The organism is Pseudomonas sp. Z4-7 (genome assembly GCF_051131965.1).
Taxonomy (GTDB): domain Bacteria; phylum Pseudomonadota; class Gammaproteobacteria; order Pseudomonadales; family Pseudomonadaceae; genus Aquipseudomonas.
In genome coordinates this window covers 3,192,651-3,210,070 of the sequence record NZ_CP071642.1, presented here as the reverse complement: position 1 = coordinate 3,210,070, position 17,420 = coordinate 3,192,651, and the positions used below count along the sequence as shown (strand labels likewise).

General features: G+C 58.6%; 14 protein-coding genes. 4 read left to right on the top strand and 10 right to left on the bottom strand.

Going from position 1 to position 17,420, the window contains the following annotated elements:
- The first annotated feature begins 14 nt into the window (after nt 1-14).
- The 3 genes from phnX (at nt 15) to J3P91_RS14475 (ending at nt 3,127) form a co-directional block, all read left to right on the top strand.
- The gene (gene phnX / locus J3P91_RS14485; protein ID WP_434600809.1) at nt 15-842 is read left to right on the top strand and encodes a phosphonoacetaldehyde hydrolase; all 828 of its coding nucleotides are present in this window, start codon (nt 15-17) and stop codon (nt 840-842) included.
- Nucleotides 843-873: 31 nt separating this feature from the next.
- The gene (locus tag J3P91_RS14480) at nt 874-1,893 is read left to right on the top strand and encodes a putative 2-aminoethylphosphonate ABC transporter substrate-binding protein (RefSeq protein WP_434568383.1); all 1,020 of its coding nucleotides are present in this window, start codon (nt 874-876) and stop codon (nt 1,891-1,893) included.
- A gap of 76 nt (nt 1,894-1,969) precedes the next feature.
- Nucleotides 1,970-3,127 carry a TIGR03364 family FAD-dependent oxidoreductase gene (locus J3P91_RS14475; protein ID WP_434600808.1) on the top strand — a complete coding sequence of 386 codons (1,158 nt, stop codon included), beginning with the start codon at nt 1,970-1,972 and terminating at the stop codon, nt 3,125-3,127.
- Nucleotides 3,128-3,179: 52 nt separating this feature from the next.
- Here J3P91_RS14475 and J3P91_RS14470 read toward each other — a convergent pair whose 3' ends face one another.
- The 8 genes from J3P91_RS14470 to J3P91_RS14435 form a co-directional block, all read right to left on the bottom strand.
- Nucleotides 3,180-3,878 (bottom strand): outer membrane protein, encoded by a 699-nt coding sequence (locus J3P91_RS14470; protein ID WP_434600807.1) that lies wholly within the window; start codon nt 3,876-3,878, stop codon nt 3,180-3,182.
- A gap of 73 nt (nt 3,879-3,951) precedes the next feature.
- Nucleotides 3,952-4,428, bottom strand: a complete 477-nt coding sequence (locus J3P91_RS14465) for an SRPBCC family protein (RefSeq protein ID WP_434600806.1) — start codon at nt 4,426-4,428, stop codon at nt 3,952-3,954.
- Between the two features lie 59 nt (nt 4,429-4,487).
- Nucleotides 4,488-7,901, bottom strand: coding sequence for a beta-ketoacyl synthase N-terminal-like domain-containing protein (locus J3P91_RS14460; protein WP_434600805.1), 3,414 nt, complete (start codon nt 7,899-7,901; stop codon nt 4,488-4,490).
- 87 nt (nt 7,902-7,988) lie between these two features.
- The gene (locus tag J3P91_RS14455) at nt 7,989-8,822 is read right to left on the bottom strand and encodes an acyl carrier protein (RefSeq protein ID WP_434600804.1); all 834 of its coding nucleotides are present in this window, start codon (nt 8,820-8,822) and stop codon (nt 7,989-7,991) included.
- A gap of 86 nt (nt 8,823-8,908) precedes the next feature.
- Complete coding sequence (locus tag J3P91_RS14450; protein ID WP_434600803.1) at nt 8,909-10,690, bottom strand: FAD-dependent monooxygenase; 1,782 nt, start codon at nt 10,688-10,690, stop codon at nt 8,909-8,911.
- A 3-nt stretch (nt 10,691-10,693) separates the two neighbouring features.
- A complete protein-coding gene (locus J3P91_RS14445; protein ID WP_434600802.1) occupies nt 10,694-11,305 on the bottom strand; it encodes an HAD-IB family hydrolase in 612 nt (203 codons plus the stop codon).
- Nucleotides 11,295-12,800 (bottom strand): class I adenylate-forming enzyme family protein, encoded by a 1,506-nt coding sequence (locus tag J3P91_RS14440; RefSeq protein WP_434600801.1) that lies wholly within the window; start codon nt 12,798-12,800, stop codon nt 11,295-11,297. The genes J3P91_RS14445 and J3P91_RS14440 overlap by 11 nt, the downstream gene beginning before the upstream one ends.
- Before the next feature lie 67 nt (nt 12,801-12,867).
- A complete protein-coding gene (locus tag J3P91_RS14435) occupies nt 12,868-13,884 on the bottom strand; it encodes an SDR family oxidoreductase (RefSeq protein WP_434600800.1) in 1,017 nt (338 codons plus the stop codon).
- Nucleotides 13,885-14,328: 444 nt separating this feature from the next.
- Here J3P91_RS14435 and J3P91_RS14430 point away from each other — a divergent pair, with 444 nt between their 5' ends.
- Nucleotides 14,329-14,925, top strand: coding sequence for a TetR/AcrR family transcriptional regulator (locus J3P91_RS14430; protein ID WP_434600799.1), 597 nt, complete (start codon nt 14,329-14,331; stop codon nt 14,923-14,925).
- Nucleotides 14,926-15,141: 216 nt separating this feature from the next.
- On the opposite strand, the gene J3P91_RS14425 is transcribed toward J3P91_RS14430, so the two are convergent.
- On the bottom strand, nt 15,142-15,471 hold the full coding sequence (locus tag J3P91_RS14425) for a hypothetical protein (RefSeq protein ID WP_434600798.1): 330 nt from the start codon (nt 15,469-15,471) through the stop codon (nt 15,142-15,144).
- 602 nt (nt 15,472-16,073) lie between these two features.
- Nucleotides 16,074-17,192, bottom strand: a complete 1,119-nt coding sequence (locus J3P91_RS14420; RefSeq protein ID WP_434600797.1) for a serine/threonine protein kinase — start codon at nt 17,190-17,192, stop codon at nt 16,074-16,076.
- Between the last annotated feature and the right edge of the window lie 228 nt (nt 17,193-17,420).

Here is a 17,420-nt window from a genome sequence, read left to right as displayed (position 1 = left end):
TCCTGGAGACTCTGATGCACTACCAAACACCAACTCGCCTGCAGGCAGCGATTCTCGATTGGGCCGGGACCGTGGTGGACTTCGGTTCGTTCGCGCCGACACGGATCTTCGTCGAAGCCTTTGCCAGCTTCGACATCGAGATCAGCCTGGAGGAAGCCCGTGGCCCGATGGGCATGGGCAAATGGGACCACATCCGCAGCTTGTGCAACCAACCGGCCGTGGCGGAACGGTTTGCACGCCGGTTCGGGCGCGCACCGAGCGATGACGACGTGACTGCTATTTATGAGCGCTTCATGCCGCTGCAGATCGCCAGGGTCGCCGACCACTCGGACCTGATTCCCGGCGCACTGGAGAGCATCGCCGCCCTGCGCCAGCGCGGCCTCAGGATCGGCAGTTGCTCAGGCTATCCGCGGCAGGTGATGGACAAGGTTGTCGAACTGGCCGCCGCCAAGGGTTACAACCCCGATCATGTGGTCGCCACCGACGACGTGCCCAAAGGCCGGCCAAGCCCGGCGCAGGCATTGGCCAATGTGATTGCCCTGGGCCTGGACGATGTCGCCGCCTGCGTGAAAGTCGATGACACCGAGCCCGGCATCCTCGAAGGCCGCAGGGCAGGGATGTGGACCGTGGCCTTGAGGTTTTCCGGCAATTTTCTCGGCCTCGACTGGGAGCAGTTCCAGGCTCTGTCGGCGCAGCAGCTGGCGGCCGAACGCGAGCGCATCGACGGCTTGTTTGCCGCAAGCCGTCCGCATTACCTGATCGACACGATCGCCGAACTGCCCGCCGTGATTGACCACATCAACAGACAACTGGCCCGCGGCGTATTGCCGTCCCATGCCTGAAAAACTTCACTGACTGACACGGAGCCGTACCATGTCCAAACGCACTGCCTGGGCCGCCGGCCTGCTTGCCGCCTGTGTTCTGCAGGCCCATGCCAATACCGAACTGACCGTCTACACGGCCCTCGAAGTCGAGCAGCTCAAGGCCTACAAACAGGCCTTCGAGCAGCAAAACCCGGACATCGAGATCAAGTGGGTGCGCGATTCCACCGGCATCGTCACCGCCAAGCTGCTGGCGGAAAAGGATCGCCCGCAAGCCGATGCGGTCTGGGGTCTGGCAGGCTCGAGCCTGGCGATTCTCAAGCAGCAGGGCCTGCTGGACGCCTACAGCCCGGCGAACCTCGGCCAGATTTCCGCCCAATACCGCGACGCCGACACGCCGCCCACCTGGGTCGGCATGGACGTCTGGGCCGCCGCCATCTGCTTCAATACGGTGGAAGCGCAAAAGCTCGGCCTGCCCAAGCCCACCCGCTGGGAAGACCTTGCCAACCCCGTGTACCAAGGCAAGATCGTCATGCCCAATCCGGCGTCGTCCGGCACCGGTTACCTGGACGTCAGTGCCTGGCTGCAGACCTTCGGCGAGACCAAGGGCTGGGCCTACATGGACAAGTTGCACGCCAATATCGGCCAGTACACACACTCCGGCTCCAAGCCCTGCAAGCTGGCCGCCGCCGGCGAGTTCCCCATCGGCATTTCGTTCGAATACCCAGCCATCCAGCTCAAGCGCAAAGGCGCGCCGCTGGACATCGTCCTGCCTGCCGAAGGCCTGGGCTGGGAAATCGAAGCCACCGCCATCATCAAAGGCACGCCGAAGCTGGCGGCTGCCAGAAAACTCGCTGACTTCTCCGCCAGCTCCGAGGCGATGCAGTTATACAAAGCGAACTTCGCGGTCCTGGCGCAACCGGGCATCGCCGAACGCCTGCCCGAGCTGCCGACGGACTATGAACAACGCTTGATCCGCAATGATTTCGCCTGGGCATCGGAGAACCGCGACAAGGTGCTGGCCGAGTGGCGCAAGCGTTACGACGGCAAGTCCGAGCCGGTCGCCAAATAAGCTCTGTTCTGTACTGTTCACAGGCCCGGCTGTGTCGAGCCGGGCCTTATCCGTTGATTGTTTTCAAGGAGTTTTCATGTCTGAGCACGACTGTGACCTGCTGATTGTCGGCGCCGGCATTCTCGGCCTGGCCCACGCCTGGGCTGGCGCCAGGCGCGGCCTCAAGGTCAAGGTGTTCGAGCGTAGCCATACGCCCCTGGGCGCCTCGGTACGCAACTTCGGCCAGGCCCTGGTCGGCGGCCAGGCGCCGGGTGTCATGCTGGACCTGGCACGCCAGGCGAACGGTTTGTGGAAAACGCTGGGCCAGGCTGCCGGGCTGCATATGCATCAGCAAGGCTCGCTGCTGTTCGCCCGAACGGAAGCCGAAGAAGCGCTGCTCGAAGCGTTCGTGAGCGGGCGGGGCGCAGCATTGGGTTACCGCACCGAGCTGTTGCGTGGCGAGGCGTTGGCGGTGCTTTACGATGGCCGTTTTGCCCATCACCGCGCGGCATTGCTTGGCCTCGACGACCAACAGTTGTATTCCCGCGAGGCACTGCCGCAGATCGTCGATTACCTGGCCCGGGCGTTGGGCGTCGAATTCCATTTTTCGACGCTGGTCCGCGATGTCGAACCCCACCGTGCGCTCACCAGCGCCGGACGCTTTACCGCGCGGCACATTGTGGTGTGCTCGGGCCATGACTATCAGACGCTGCTGGCCGAGCAAATCGCCGGGCTCAACCCGCAAGTGTGCGGCTTGCAAATGCTCCGCGTACGGCCGCGCCAGCCCCTGGCGTTACGCCACGCGTTACTCACGGGCCTGAGCTGCGTGCACTACGGCGCCTTTGCCGACCTGCCTGAAGCGCAGGCCATCCGCACGCAGATCCGCACGCACCAGCCAGAGCTCGAAGCCCATGGCATCCATCTGCTCATCAGTCCAACCCCCTACGGTGACCTGATCATCGGCGATTCCCATGTCTACGGCAGCGACATTTCACCGTTCAACGCCGAGCAGGTGGACCGCATCCTGATTGACCTGGCGCAGCACACCCTGGGCGGCGAGATCGATGTACTGGAACGCTGGCAGGGTGTATATGGCGCGCGGGGGCCGGGACCGTTCAGCGTGATTTCGGCTGCGCAGGGCGTCACGGCAGTGCTGATGCATACCGGCTTGGGCATGAGCGTGGGACTGGCGCTGGGCGAACGGACGATCGCCGCAGCGCTGGGGGAGGGGCCGTGGCAAAGCTCGGCGGCTTGACGTCGCCGAGGAGGGCGCCTCGTCGAGGCAAGGCGCCGGTCTGGCTGCCGATTCAGAGCCAGTAACGCAGGCCCAGCATCACCGATTGGGCTTCATATTCGGTGCTGACATCGCCTTGAGGCAGCCGTTCGATGTCGCCGAAGTGCGCCTCGCGCGTTCTCAGGCAGCGGTAATCCAGGGACATCGACCAGTTTTCGTTCAGCTCATAACCCACCCCGGCACCCAGTTGGTAGGCCGAGACGGTGTCGCGGTGAGTACCGCCGAACTCCACGCCACCGGCTTCCAGACCGCTGACCGTGAGGGTGGCGTAACCCAGGCCGCCGCCCAGGTAAGGGGTAAACCGGTTGAAAGGCGCGGGCAGGTTCAAGACGTCGTACCAGAGGTTGACCATCAGGCTGGCCGCTTTCTCTTCGCCTTCGCCATCGATGCTCCCGCCGCCCTCATAGACCCGGTTGTTGAACTGGGTCAGGGTATTTTCGCGATATCCGAGTTCCACCTCCGGGCGCAGCCCGACCGGGAAGCGCCAGCCTAACGCCAGGCCGGTGGCGTAGCCGGAATGGAGCGGCTGGTTGAATTCCATCTCGACGAAATCCAGGTTGTTCTGGTTGAGGTCCTGCGCCGATACCCAGTTCAGGCCGCCCATGAGGCTGGCGTAGGGGCCCAGCGTGTCGGCGAAGGTGGACGCCGGGGCAACAGCGCCCATGCCGATGATGCCCATCACCAGGTATTGAGTGTTTTTCAGTAAGTTCATGCTCGGTCCGAAGTGTGCCGTTATTCAAAAGATTGCGAGAGCCGGCGCGCGCGGCGCTGACGTCGCGAACAGGTCATACGAGGTGCAGATGTGCTTGCGCTTTGTCGCGCTCCGGGGCGTCGACAGCGTTGGCGCGTTGTTCGGCAAGGGCTCTGAGATTGCCCAGCGCCGTGGTCATTGCAGTCGTCAGCATTTTGCGCAGCAGCCCGCGGTACACGAAGCTCAACGGGCCGGAGATCATGGCGCTATGGATGACCTGGGTTTCGTCCGGAGACAGCCTGCGCATCCGGTGGTCGAATTCGAGCCGTATCCAAAGCAGTCTCGCGCTGTTGCGATAGCTTTCCTGCGGTTCCACGGCCAGCAGCCTCAATGGCATTTTCAAGCCATTCCTGAGCACACACTGACCCGCGGTTCCCGCCTGGAACGGGCCCTCGAGTTGGCAATGGCTGACGTCGGTATCCCAGAGCGGGGCTTCCTGGAAATTGCTCCAGATCTTCCAGATTTCCGACGGTGGTGATTTGACTATGAGTTGAACCTTGACATCGTTCACGGCGACACCCTGTCTGTTGCGGGCACACTTGTGCCCCTGAGTTTGATCAACGCCCGGCCTCAGGCAGCAGGCGCGGCCTGGCTCAATACTTGAGCGGTGATATTGGCTTGGCCGATCTTTTCGCCCCGGTTGAACAGGTCGATATGGATACGGTTGGTCTTGAATGATTGAAGCTGCGTCCCGAGGCTCGCTTGCGGAGCGAGTGACAACGGGCTGTTCCTCGGAATTGGCCGGTCCAGGGTGAAACTCAGGGCCAGCAGGTTCATCGGGGTGTTGAGCGGAATACGCAGATGACCGTGGGCAATCTGCATGTAGCACTGGCGGGCAACCTCGAGGAAATACACCATCGAGAAATGCTCGGGATCGCCCTCGTGGAAAAAATGCCCATCCGGCAGGCTGACCGTATCCACGCTCAGCCCCTGGGCGAGGCTGCTCATGGCGCTGACGATGACATTTTCCTCCCGGGCCTTGTGCAGCAGGGCCTTGTCGACACAGCGCGCGGCCGTGAACTCAGCCGCCGGCGAGGTCTCGAAGGCCGAGCTGTAGCCCATGCCCAGAACGCAGGTGCACGTGACTTTTCCAGCCTGCGTGACGGTTGCCTGAAACTCCTGGCCATCGTGGCCTTGCTCCAGGCGCAGGTCGATCACGTCCTCCTTCTGGACGTATTGCTGGAACTTGATGCTGAGCGTCTTCACGTAGGCGACGCGACCATTCAGCGGGGGCATGGCCAGTTCGATCAGTTGCATTACCCCTTCGAGCAACAGGATGCCGGGGATGTGATCCAGCGGATGGTCGAAGAAATACGGGTGACCTTCGTCTACCACCAGCCGTGCCCGCAGCGCACGCGGCTCGCGCTGGATGTGGGAAATCACCACGTGTTCCGCTCGACGCTGCCAGGGCGCCGGGCGCTGGGTACGAGCCCCCCGGTGCAGGGCGAACAGCCCCTCCATGGCCCGGACTCGCACCCGCAACCCGGCCAGAACCGTGCTGGTCAGCATGTCACTGAGTTGCAACACATCGACACCGTCGTGTTGTGGTTCGCGGACGATTTCGCCGGCATGCACCGGCGTGATCACCTGCTGCAGCTCATGGGGCTCGTGGGCAAAGCGCAACGTGAACGGGTGTTTGATCGCAGGGGCGGGGCTCGCCGTCGCGGGGTTCCATTCCCGCAGTTTTTCAGTGAACAGCCACATCACAACCTTGCCGGCCTCACGCACCTCGATCACCGTGTGAGCCGCTGAGCTCATCGTCACCGACAAGAGCGTTTCGATGCCGCAGGCTTCAGCCAGAAAACCGGTCATCTCCTGCAACGCCCCGTCCACAGGGGTGTTATCGGGCTGCAACTCACAAACCTCGACCACCGCGTACTGGGCGCGCTCCTTGCCGGCCAATCGGTACGCTTCGTCCAGCGAAGCCGCGGCATGGGCGAGGACCGCTGCGCGAATCACCAGCAGGGGCGTGTCCGTTGAACCCGCTCGATAAGGACGCAGCGCAAGCAGCCCGAGCCCTTCACCTTGCGGCGTAGCGCTGCGGCGAGCACGGTCGACCTCGATTTCGCCGCTGATGAAGCGGCCGGCTCCGAGCAGCAGCGTCGTGATGCCGTCGTCGAACCATTGCCGGGACGCCAGCAGGGTTTGCCAGAACAGCCCTGGTGAGCCGGCCAGGGTCTGATGGAAACCCTTGAAATCGAAAATCTGCGCCGGGTAGCCGGACAACATGTTCGGCAACATGGTTGCCACGTCGGTCACTTCCACGCCCGGCGGGCTGCCTTGGGCCCGTGAATAGAATTGCTCGGCACTGCTGTAGGCATTGCTGAACCGCTCCCCGCCCATGTTGCAGCACATGACCATTGCCGTACCGGCGGATCCGGCAACGCCTGGCAGGCGCCGCAACAGGTGATTGACGCGGTCGGTGATCAACAATTTGAAGGGATCGACGTGGGCCAGGGGCTTTGGCCCCATGCCAAAACCGTCGATATCGATGACGCGGTCCTGGTTCAGGAATCTCCCCGACAACGGCCCGGCCGAGGCCCCCTTGCCATCGACAAAACGCCCGTAAGGGAAAGCGACCGGTGGGCTAGCCGGTTGCTCAAGCCGCCGTTTGAACGAGTGCAGTGAATCGCAACCGCCCAGTGCGGCTTCCGCCTCGACTATCGCGAGGTCCAGGATCTGCACGCCTGAAGCCACCGGCGTGGGGGCAGGGAGGCCATCGGGCACATATTCATCCACCACCAGATGGGCGTTGGCGCCACCGAAGCCGAAGCTGGAAATGCCTATGCGGATCGGCGATTGACGATCCTCCAGTGGCTGGACTCGCTGTGTCGCCAGGCGCAGGCAGGTGTCGTCGACTTTCAGACTGGGACGGTAGTCCGGCTGGGGTGGGATGCCCTTGTGGCGCAGGATCATCAACGCCTTGGCCAGCGAAGCGCCTCCCGCCGCAGCCAAGGGATGGCCGATAACGGACTTGATCGAACCGATGGCGATTTTCTCCTCGGCGCTGCGATGGGCAGCGAAGAAGCTGTTCAGCGAGGCCAGTTCGGTCGCATCCCCTAACGGGGTGCCGGTGCCGTGGGTTTCGATGTAATCCACGCGGCCTGGATCAAGGTCCATGTAAGCCCGTTGATAGGCGCGATACTGGGCCTGCCTGCCCGGTGCAAACACCGACCCTTCGGCACCATCAGCAGAAAGCCCCAACCCTCTCAGCACGCCCAGCGGCCGGCGTCGGGCGTTCAGGGCATCGGCCACGGGCTCGACCAGAAAAGCCGTGGCGCATTCGCCCGGCACAATTCCGTCGGCATCCTCGCCGAACGCCTGCATGCTGGCCCGGGCGGAAAAAGCCGTCAGTTGGGAGAAACCAAGGAACAATGCCGGGGGCAGAACGGTGTTGAGCGCCATGATGATCGCCTTGTCCGCCTGGCCACTGTTGAGCAGAGCCTTGGCCATGTCGATGGCATAGGGGAACGAACTGCAAGCGGTGTCCACCGATAAGGCCGGGCCTCCCAAGGCAAAAGCGCGCGCCAGCCCGGCCACCTGTTCACCGGGCGTGACACCGGATGGCGTGTCGGTACTGCCGGGCACTGCCGTGGCGAAATAACTTTCATCGCTCCAGGACGTCGCGACCACCAACGCGGTTCGCTCGGTATTCAATACCGTGCCTTGCGCCGCGAGTTCGGCAAAAAGCGTCCGGAGCACGTTCTTGCCGATCGCGACCTGCCGGCCTTCATGACGAGAAGGCGTCGATGGGTCATCTGAAAGGCAGAATGCGCTGTCCAGGTAGACACGATCCTTTTCGCCGGCCTTGCTCGAAAATATCGACGCCTTCTGCAACTGCCAGCGCGCCGGCATTGCCTGGATGGGCGCTATGCCGCCCTGCGAGAGCAAGTGCCAAAGTGCGTCGGTGGACGACGCCCCTGGAAATTCGCCGGCCATTGCGCTGAAGCACAACTCGCCCGCTGTCGTTACCGCGCCACTCATACCCTGTCTCCTGATTGCCAAAAAGCGGGGTGACCTGGCGATCACCCGGTGTCCATTCCATCTGCGGGAAGCGTGTGCCGTCGGGCCTCAGCCCATTCTTGCCAGAAGCGCCAATGCGTCTTCCGGGGTACGACGCGACATCAATGCCTCACCAGCAAACTCACTGACGGGGCACTCTTGCGCCATTGATTGGCAAAGGGCTTGCCGGTCGAAACCGTTGAGTCCCAAATCGGTAAAAGGCGTGTTCACGTCCAGTGACTGAGGTGCGTCCGAAACCAGCGGTGAGAGAGCGTTGAACAGCACCGCGCCGAGCTGCGTCTGCGCATCGGCGGAGCCAGGCAACGGCGCCTCGGAAGGTGCGGCAGGCGGCTTCGGATCGGTTTCAAGCCTGGCCAGCAGGGCCGTAGGGGTCAGGGCATCGAAGAGTTCCGAGGTCTGTTCTTTCTTGTCGGGGAAGTGCTGGGCCAACGACTCGAAAATATCGACCAGCCCTAGCGAGTCGATGCCCAGGCTTTCGAAACTTCGTTCGAAGTCGATTTGCTCGTTCTTGAAGCCGGTGACCGAACTGATCTCGGCGCGCAACCATTGCTCATAGCTGAGGGCGACAGGTTGCTCCGACGACGGTGCCGCGGCCAACACGGTCGAGTGTGCAGGCACGGGCTCCAGCGTTGCGACGCTTCTACCAGCAGCCGCCTCGATGCCATGGGCATAGACGCCTTCCAGCACCTGCTGGTGGGCATTGAAATAATGGGCGGTGACCGATTCAGCCTGTTCCAGCAGGCGCATCAGGATCGATTCCTTCGCCATGTTGGATTCGCAGAGTGAATCGATGATTTTTTCCGAGAGGGAGAAATAGCTATGGGCTATTTTCCCGTTGGACACGATGAATTCCTGCACAACTTCATTGAGTTGCAAGCGCATGAGGTTCTCCTTAACCGTAAATCGGTAGGTGTTTTAGACGAGCATCGAAAGTCGTGGGCCCGGGCAGGGCGCCGTCAAGCAATCAGTCAGTGAGCGGTTGCGACTGGCCGCTGGATTTGCACTGCCTCGCTTGTCGGGGAGGCGGTTTCCCTCGGGGCCTTGAGCAATCCGGACCTCACGCTCAGGTACGTCACGAGTGTCATCGCGTCGGCGCCCTGGAACGCGATGTACCCGTCAGGACGAATCAGCATCAGCGTGCCTTCGCCGGCGTGATAACGCTTGTGCAGCCTCCAGTCGGGGTCCAGCAATGTCGAGTGCCATGCCGGCAGTTCCGCGCTGCTGAGGGCGTCGACCACGCAGTAGGCCTTGATGCCTGGATAATCTTTTTCTACTGACTCGGCCAGTGCATAGTGGCTTGGCAAGACGGGAGAAAATTGATCCGCCGCGGTGAAGATCAACAACGTGTACGTCCCGTGGAACAGGTCGATCAAGCGCGCCGGCAGCGCCTCTTGCTGTTGCCAAAGCTCGACATCGGGTGCCAGTTGCCCCGCGCGAGGCACCGGCGGCTGGAACGCCGTCCGGGCTCCTTTCCTGGCCCAGTTGCGGCGCTGCTTTTTCGTCAGCGCCTCCTGGATGCAGTCACTTTTGGCGTAGTGGTACTGATGGCCGGAGATCATCGAGGGCAGTTTGCGCTGGACCTTGGGCCTGCTGCTCAGCAGTGGCAGGACGTTATCTCGCAGCCACACCAGGGCCCGTTGCCTTACGGTGATCAGCCCGGTCAACCGATGCGCGGTCTTCTCGACTTCCAGGGCCACCGGATAACGTTCCTCGTTGTAGCTGTCGAGCAATGACGGATCCGCCAGGCCTTGATCGACATAGGCGATCTTCCACGCCAGGTTGTAGGCCTCGGAAATTCCCAGGTTCATCCATTGGCCGCCGATCGGGCTGCCGATATGCGCAGAATCGCCGACCAGGAACACCGAGCCCTGCTGCAATGACTGCACCCGGCGATGCTGGAAAGAGGCAATGGTGGTGGAGGAGATGTTCGACAGGGTCATGTTCTGCCCACGTCCCTCGCACAACCGCTGGAAGTTCTCCAGGCTCAAGGAGGGGCGCTCGCCTTCCGGTGGCAAGTCGTAGGGCATCTCGATGAACAGCCGATAACGCGATTGTGCGCTGATCGGCGCAACCGCCACGTACCCATCCTGCGCGCCAAGAAAAAAAGCGCCTTCGTCCTTGCTGCCGGACCACTCGATGTCAGCGTCGGCGAGCATGAAAAAGCGATCGTAGGACGATCCCTCGAAAGTCATCTCCAGTCGTTTTCGGATGTTGCTGCGAGCACCGTCACAGGCCACTGCCCAGCGGCTGGCGCAGGATTCCTCGCGACCGTCGCCATGACGCAGCGTGACCCGTACGGACTCGGGCTGGTTCTCGATGTCCACCAGCTCGGTGTTCCATTCGACTTCCACGCCCAGCTCAGTCAATCGTTCCAGCAGGATCTTTTCCGTTTGCGGCTGCGGCAGGCTGAGGAGCAGGGGATAGGTAGCATCCAGGCAGGAAAAGTTGTAATTCAGTACCCGTCGGGCGTTGGACTGCACCGAAAACTGATTGATGGTAAAACCATCGTTGATGACCTGGTCGGCGACGCCGAGGTCGCGGAAAATTTCCAGGGTCCTGGAATGGATCGCCATCGCCTTGGTCGCGGTGGAGGGACCGGCGTTTTTCTCGATGATACGAAAAGCGACGCCCCATTCCTGCAACATGATCGCCAGCGACAAGCCGATAGGGCCGGCGCCTACGATCATTACCGCCGGCGCCTTGCCCGGTTGTTTTTTATGCACGGGGACGAAAGTGCTCAAAGTATTCATCTGTCAGTACCAGTTTCTATAGAAGGGAGAGTTGGCAACGCTGAGCAGGGCCTCGTCGCCTGACGAGTCGCCATAGGCGTAGATGTAGAAATCTTCAAGGTTGCCGACGCAGCCTTTGAGGCGCCTGACTTTCTCCCCATCGACACAGTTGGCCCCCGATATGCCCCCGGTCAGCTTGTTCCGGGCCGTCGCCAGGCGCGTGCCGCACACGTAGTCGAAACCAACTGCCTGCCCCCACGGGATCAGGTAGTTCTCCGGCGAATTGCTGACCAGTGCCGTGACGTGTCCCATGGATTGATGCCATTTCAACCGACGCAGCGCTTCGGGCCTGAGCCAGAGCGGCAACTGTTCGCTGATGAAGTACCTGGCATGTTCGCGCTCCTGCTCGACGCTCAGGCCTCCCAGATAGCAGGCGATAAACGCCAGTCGCGCCTGCATCAGCGGTGTGATTCCCAGGATCACGTTGAGCATTTTTGGCAGCAGGGGGATGATCCTGAGCCAGAAGGGCCGGGTTCCGACGATAAAACGCATGTAGCGCCAGAAGGTATGCCTGTCGGTCAATGTGCCGTCGAAATCGAAAACGGCCAGCACCGGTCGCGTGTGATCAGCGTGCATGAATCTTTTCCTTGAGAGGGACAATCTCGATGTTCCTGGGTAGTTTGAAGGCGGAAAGGTAACGGGCGAGCAGGGTGGATACGCTGTTCTGGCTAAGGTCTGCGCTACCTTCCACAGACAAGTGCAGTACGTTGATGGCTTTATGGTCCGGGACGATGTAGGCCTTTGCCCGCATTGCACCGGGATGCTTGAGGGCAATGGACTCGATTTCTTCGAGGTCGATCATCTGCGCTTTGATTTTCGAGATGCGCAGGCGCTGGCAGCAGAAAAATACGTGCCCATCGTCGTCTTGCCAGACCAGGTCGCCGGTGTGGAACCAGCCGTCACGGAAAAACCGGGCATTTATCTGCGGCGCATCGTCATAGCCCGGGATAACCATCGGGCCGCGTACCAGCAGCTCGCCGATACGCCCCACGGCCACGTCGCGGCCCTGACCATCGACAATTCGCAACTCGACACCACTGATCGGTTGGCCCATCGCACCGCGATGCACCTCGCCGACCGAACTCTGGACAATCACCGGCATGCTTTCCGTCAGTCCGTAGCCTTGCAATACAGGGCCACACCCCAGCAAATCGCCAAGTTTTTGCGCTTCATCCGCCGGCAGATGGCTGCCGCCGGAATAAATCATCAGTTGCGGATGCAGCGGCAGCCGTGGGCCCTTGCGTTTGGCCAGTCGGGTATTGAAGTAGCGGATGACATCCGGCACCAGGCAGGCAAAGGACACCTGGTGCTCGGACAAGACTTGCGTCAGGTCCCTGTTGAGCAGGCTGTTGGTCATCAGCAGCGTAGCGCCGATGCTGAGCGGGAAAACCATCATCACGGACAGGCCGAAGATCGCGTACAGCGGCAGGGTCACCAAGTGGACCGACCCAAGGCCTTGAGGGTGAAACTGCTCGTGCAAGCCATCGCTTGACTGCGTCAGGTCCAGATAACGATGAGAAACAGCCAGCGGCATGCCAACGCCCCGATACGTGAACTGTACCGAAACGACCGGGTTGCCTTCAGGCAGCGACAAGGGCCAGAGCTGATGCGGAAGATCTGAGGCGGCCGTTGCGTTTTCGGGCAACGACAACGGTTGCTCATCGGCGGTGCGGACGACGAGGCAACGGACCGACTGAAAGACTTCGCGGTGTTGCTCGAACAACGAATCGGTCGTGACGGTCAATGCGGGCCCGGCGAGGCCCAGCACGTTGCTCAGTTCGTACGTCGTCAGCTTGTGGTTAAGGATGACGGGGATAGCACCATGGCCAATGATCGCCAAATAATACGCGATGAAATCCACCCCATTGGGCAAGACAAGCGCAACTTTCTCTGCGGACGACACCCCAAGGGCATGGAGCAAACCGTTGCACGCTTCGGCCTTGTTCAGCAAGTCGCGGTACGTGAAGGTTTCTTCCGCATCTAGATTCCTGATAGCTATGGCGTCGGGGTGCAAATCCGAAAAACCGACAAAGCGATGCAGGAAACCTTCTTTACAGGTAAGGCTTTTCATTCCACCAACCTCTCAATCCTTGAAGTCATGGCCAGATAAATAAGTACTGCAGAGGCAGGCTAATTTTTCAGTTGAGCTTTATGTAGTTATTGTTCCGATACCAGTCCAGCGTATCGGTCAGGGTTTCAGTAACCGGGCGGAACGCGCATTTCAGCTCACTTGAACTTTTGCTGTGGCTGAAATGAGTCCTCCCTTGTTCCTGCTCAATGAGCTTGACCGTGGAAGTACTGATAAGCACCGGCTTTTTAGTAACCCGGTAATAAATTTCATAGGCGCAAGCGATAAGACGCAGCATGAACAACGGAACAGGCCGTTCCGGTGCCTTTATCCCGCTGACGTTGGCCAGTGCCCGAAAGATAGTCTTCATGTCCATATGATTGCCGGCAGCCAGATAACGCTCTCCCGATCGGCCACGTGTTATCGCCGCGATTTGATGTTCCGCCACGTCACGGGCGTCCACGACTGAAAAACTCCCGGGAAGAACCCCCGGCAATTTTTGTCCTACGAAATCCAGCAGGAACTGACCTGACGACGTAGGACCGATGTCGCCTGGGCCAAACATCCAACCGGGTAAAACCATCGCGACGAACATGTCCGGATGCAGCGACAAGAACTCCTGAACCTTCTGTTCAGACAGGATCTTGCTCAGGTAGTAATCGTCTGCCTCGGACTCGTCGCGCGACATGGTCTCGTCGATTACCTGATCGCGGTTTCCCTTCAGGACCGCGATGGAGGAAGTGTGGACCGCACGGCGAATGCCCGCGGCATAGGCGGCCTGCAACAACCGCTCGGTGCCGGTTACATTGGTATCGTAGAGCTTTTGCCAATGCTTTCCGCCTTTATAGCTGTCGCGAAAATAGGCCGCTGTATGAAACAAGGCATCACAGCCTTCAAGGACATGGCTGAATGCATCAACATCAAGCATATCGCCCTGGACAAGTTCGACGGGCAAACCGTCGAATTGCTTCTTGGCTTTTTCAATGGAACGTACCAGCGCCCTTACTTTGATGTTTCGTTTTAAAAGTGCATGGACGACATTGTTCCCAAGCAGGCCTGTAGCACCTGTAACAAAGGCATATTCCATTAAAATCCAGCTCCTGTGAGGTAGCCTGCTCGTGCAGCTTCGTCGCTGAACAGGCGTTGGATGACCCAACGGCGCCAGTAAAAACCATTCGGTATCTGGAAATCAAGCGGTATTTCACTATCGAGTGAAAGCCGAGGTGTCTGGTACGGGCCTGAGACGCAATGTCTCAACGAATTCGCCAGGCTGATGACGCCATTTTTCCGGCATGTAAGCGGTTTTTTCCCCAAAGGGGGCAGGGCAGTGGTCGCTCTGAATCCGTTGCATTTTGATGAAAACCGTCACCTTGCTGTCGTCCGGTCCTGCCAAAAATAGGTGGCGATTACATGCCAGATTTAAAACTTTAAATGCAAAGGACGGGTACGGATGGTAAGGTGCAAACAGCTGATTCACTCAACTGTTTCATCTAGTTACAAACAAACATATTGGGCCAAAGGAGCCGAGGGCGTGATTAGAAAAAGATTAGGTCGCGAGGAAAGCCAGCAAATAACACGAGACAAGTTATTTGATACCGCCACTGACCTCATGATCAAAAAAGGCTTCCACGCCGCCAGTGTCAATATTATCTCTGAAGAGGCAGGTTATTCGAAAGGTGCGTTCTTTTCCAACTTCTCAAGCAAGTCGGAACTGCTTCTGCAACTGACCCAGCGTTTCAAGCGGGTTGAAATAGACCGCTTGGGCGATACGTTGGCTGCGGGTTATACCGCAGAGCAACTCGCGCACGGATTGAACGCCTACATCGATACACTTAAAAACAATACGAACTGCGCCATCCTCGATGCCGAAATGCAACTGATCGCGTTACGCGATGAAGAGTTCGCAAAGCATTACTACGATCTGCATGAAGAAAACAGCGAGGCGCTGGGCAAGCTGATCACTATCATTTTCAACCATGCCGGCAAGAAACCTCCGTTGGCGTACGCAGCACTCGCGAAGACTTTCACGGCGCTGTCGGAGGGTTTGATATTGCAAGGACATAAAGATCCGGCGGCGGAAATCAAGCTGGTGCTCAATTCGCTCATCGAAACGGCGGAGCCATTGTAGGAATGCAAGCTGGTCGGGCAGTCGGCGATCAGCGTGAAGCTACTGCACGAAGAGTTGGCAGGCCGTCTTTTGCGTAGCGTCTTGAGCCAGATGGTCCGGGTTCAGGTTGCGGGAAAAGCCAGAGCTGCCGTGAGTACTGAAAAGGAGCCCGGCATGGCCGTCAAGGCGAAACATGTTGTTACGCATAATGTATATTATGTTAAACGACAGGTCATGTCATAGATGTACATAAGCCACGTAAGTCATTGATTCGAGAAATTCGTTTTTGACGCCTGAAAAACCATGGCCTGTCCGTTGGGCGTATTTTCGTATCCCTTGAACGCCAAATCCTTGAGCGGTCCAAGTTGCTGATAGACCGGGGGTTGAACTGGCGAGCTGGGACTCACACGCCGACTTGATCATCGTATTCAAGATGTCGGAGCACTCGCCCTTCAGGGAGGCTTCTATGACTTTCCTGACCTTGTCTTCCGTTTGTTGCGTGTTTGCCAATGCGAGAGTTCCAGCGCCCAACAATATGGCGAAGGCGACGATAGTCGTCAGTTTCATGGTATGCACTCCATTACTTCTGGATGAAATACTAATAGTTTTTAGCCACTTAACGTACGACATCGATAGCCTGACAACTAATCGTCAAGATTTCGGCGCTTTCAATAGCAAGTTAAGCACTGAAAATCGGGATAGCCACTTTTCCAGCAAAATGTTTGCAGCCAAAGATCTCCTCAGTCACAAACGTACGTCCATGCAGAAAGATATTGCGCTCGTCCGGCGTGGTCAGAGGGCCGCAGCGTCGATCACCTCGCTGGGCAATGAACAGCAGCGATGTCTTTCCCTCCTTTTGAGGTCACCCCCTCTCCGGGCAGGCGCATGTTGCCGTCGTGGTGGTCGAAAGACTCATGAGCACGTATCGATGAACATCTACTTCCACTCATCGAAGGCTAAACAAGCTATAACGGCGTTTTGGATCGACACATGAACATTTGACATCGCCTCTAAGTTAAATCAAATATTTAAGTATCCGGACTTCTTAGCAGCTCCGCTAGGCTTGACCTCCATGACTCACCCTCCCGCTGGTGAATGCTGGAATGCGGCAATGTAAAAGGCCGCCCTAAAGGCGGCTATGTTTGCAAACTGCAGGTTCGTCGGTGAGTCTATGTCGCTCCTGTTGCTACAACAAACCGCTTGGCCGCGGGACTTTTTTTGATGAGCCCTTCATCAACCATCGTAGTAACAAACTCCTCAGACAGCGTCCTCCGTTTTGGAGAGGTGTTTTTCCATCCCCAATACTTGGCTATCTCGGGATAGATTGCAGCGCCCAGCTCGGCCTTGGTGCCCGATGCTATTCCAGACTTCACGAGTTTTCGCAAGCACATTAGGCTAAGGTGTTCGCGATCAAACAGTTTTGAGTCTAAATATTCGATCAACTTGTTGGCCGTATGAGTGGATTGAGTCGCTGCATTCTTGCAGCGCTTTATCATCTCTACCGCCAGTTCATCAATGCAGAACGAGCCGGACGACCGAATGGCGATTACTTTGCGAATGGCCGCGGGATTCAGCAAGTCTTCATGTGCCGGCAACTGTTTCGTCAGCAGTTCCGCAAATGTGATTGCCACTGCATAAAGATCAAAGCCTGGTCCAACGGACTGCATTTGAGGGGGGCGATAGGCCGGCGTATACCCACGCGGCACGCCGCCTTTATAAGTACTCACCCCCAAATCTATAAGTTTTATCATGTCGACATAGGCCGGCATCGTAAAAACAGAGTGAGGTCGCTGTTTTTTCTTATTAAAAAGAAACAGATTAGCTGGTTTGATATCCGCATGAATTACACGAGTGCCCCGTTGGTAGGGTTTGCCATGCATGGAGCTCAGGCCATGTAAAATCGCGCGGAGCACTTCGAAACACTCAAAATAAAACTGTATGTCTGATTTTTTATATCGACGCTTACTAATTAAACTTGAGAGCGTTGACCAAGGCGCCTCAAGGTGTTCCATGGTGTAAGCCTCCCAGCCATTTACACCCTTATAGAAATCAAATACCCGAGCGGTCTCCCCATCAATTTCACGGCAGAGTCGAACTTCATCCGACAGATTATGTTCACTGAATTTAATGGCGACCGCCGAACCGATCCAGTTATCGTGCGCACGCCAAACAGCACCAAAGCCGCTAACTTCGCCGATTGCCTTGTCGCCTTCAAGCGTGTATCTGGCCTCAATACCAGGGAACTGCGCCAATATATCTTCCTTGCGAAACTGTGCTGCCGCGTTCATGCGATTCCCTTCCTGATAATGCGAAAACTGAATAATAGCCTAGTGCTATCGCTCTTGGGTATCCCTGTCGCCCTGCCCCGTGCCCCGTGCCCCGTGGCTTTGCGAGGCTGATCGGTTTTTCACTGAGCGGAAACATGTACTTTCACAAGTATTTTCCCCACCCCCTAGGTATGCTCCGCGTTTATTGCCGATCACTGATACCGGGATGCCAGCCCAGTCTCTGCTGCC

Excerpts from the sequence above, each read along its gene's own strand:
- J3P91_RS14440 (WP_434600801.1), bottom strand. The coding sequence starts at position 12,800 with ATGAAAAGCCTTACCTGTAAAGAAGGTTTCCTGCATCGCTTTGTCGGT.
- J3P91_RS14475 (WP_434600808.1), top strand. The coding sequence starts at position 1,970 with ATGTCTGAGCACGACTGTGACCTGCTGATTGTCGGCGCCGGCATTCTC.
- J3P91_RS14420 (WP_434600797.1), bottom strand. The coding sequence starts at position 17,192 with ATGAACGCGGCAGCACAGTTTCGCAAGGAAGATATATTGGCGCAGTTC.
- J3P91_RS14425 (WP_434600798.1), bottom strand. The coding sequence starts at position 15,471 with ATGAAACTGACGACTATCGTCGCCTTCGCCATATTGTTGGGCGCTGGA.
- J3P91_RS14445 (WP_434600802.1), bottom strand. The coding sequence starts at position 11,305 with ATGCACGCTGATCACACGCGACCGGTGCTGGCCGTTTTCGATTTCGAC.
- phnX (WP_434600809.1), top strand. The coding sequence starts at position 15 with ATGCACTACCAAACACCAACTCGCCTGCAGGCAGCGATTCTCGATTGG.
- J3P91_RS14435 (WP_434600800.1), bottom strand. The coding sequence starts at position 13,884 with ATGGAATATGCCTTTGTTACAGGTGCTACAGGCCTGCTTGGGAACAAT.
- J3P91_RS14480 (WP_434568383.1), top strand. The coding sequence starts at position 874 with ATGTCCAAACGCACTGCCTGGGCCGCCGGCCTGCTTGCCGCCTGTGTT.
- J3P91_RS14450 (WP_434600803.1), bottom strand. The coding sequence starts at position 10,690 with ATGAATACTTTGAGCACTTTCGTCCCCGTGCATAAAAAACAACCGGGC.
- J3P91_RS14470 (WP_434600807.1), bottom strand. The coding sequence starts at position 3,878 with ATGAACTTACTGAAAAACACTCAATACCTGGTGATGGGCATCATCGGC.
- J3P91_RS14455 (WP_434600804.1), bottom strand. The coding sequence starts at position 8,822 with ATGCGCTTGCAACTCAATGAAGTTGTGCAGGAATTCATCGTGTCCAAC.
- J3P91_RS14460 (WP_434600805.1), bottom strand. The coding sequence starts at position 7,901 with ATGAGTGGCGCGGTAACGACAGCGGGCGAGTTGTGCTTCAGCGCAATG.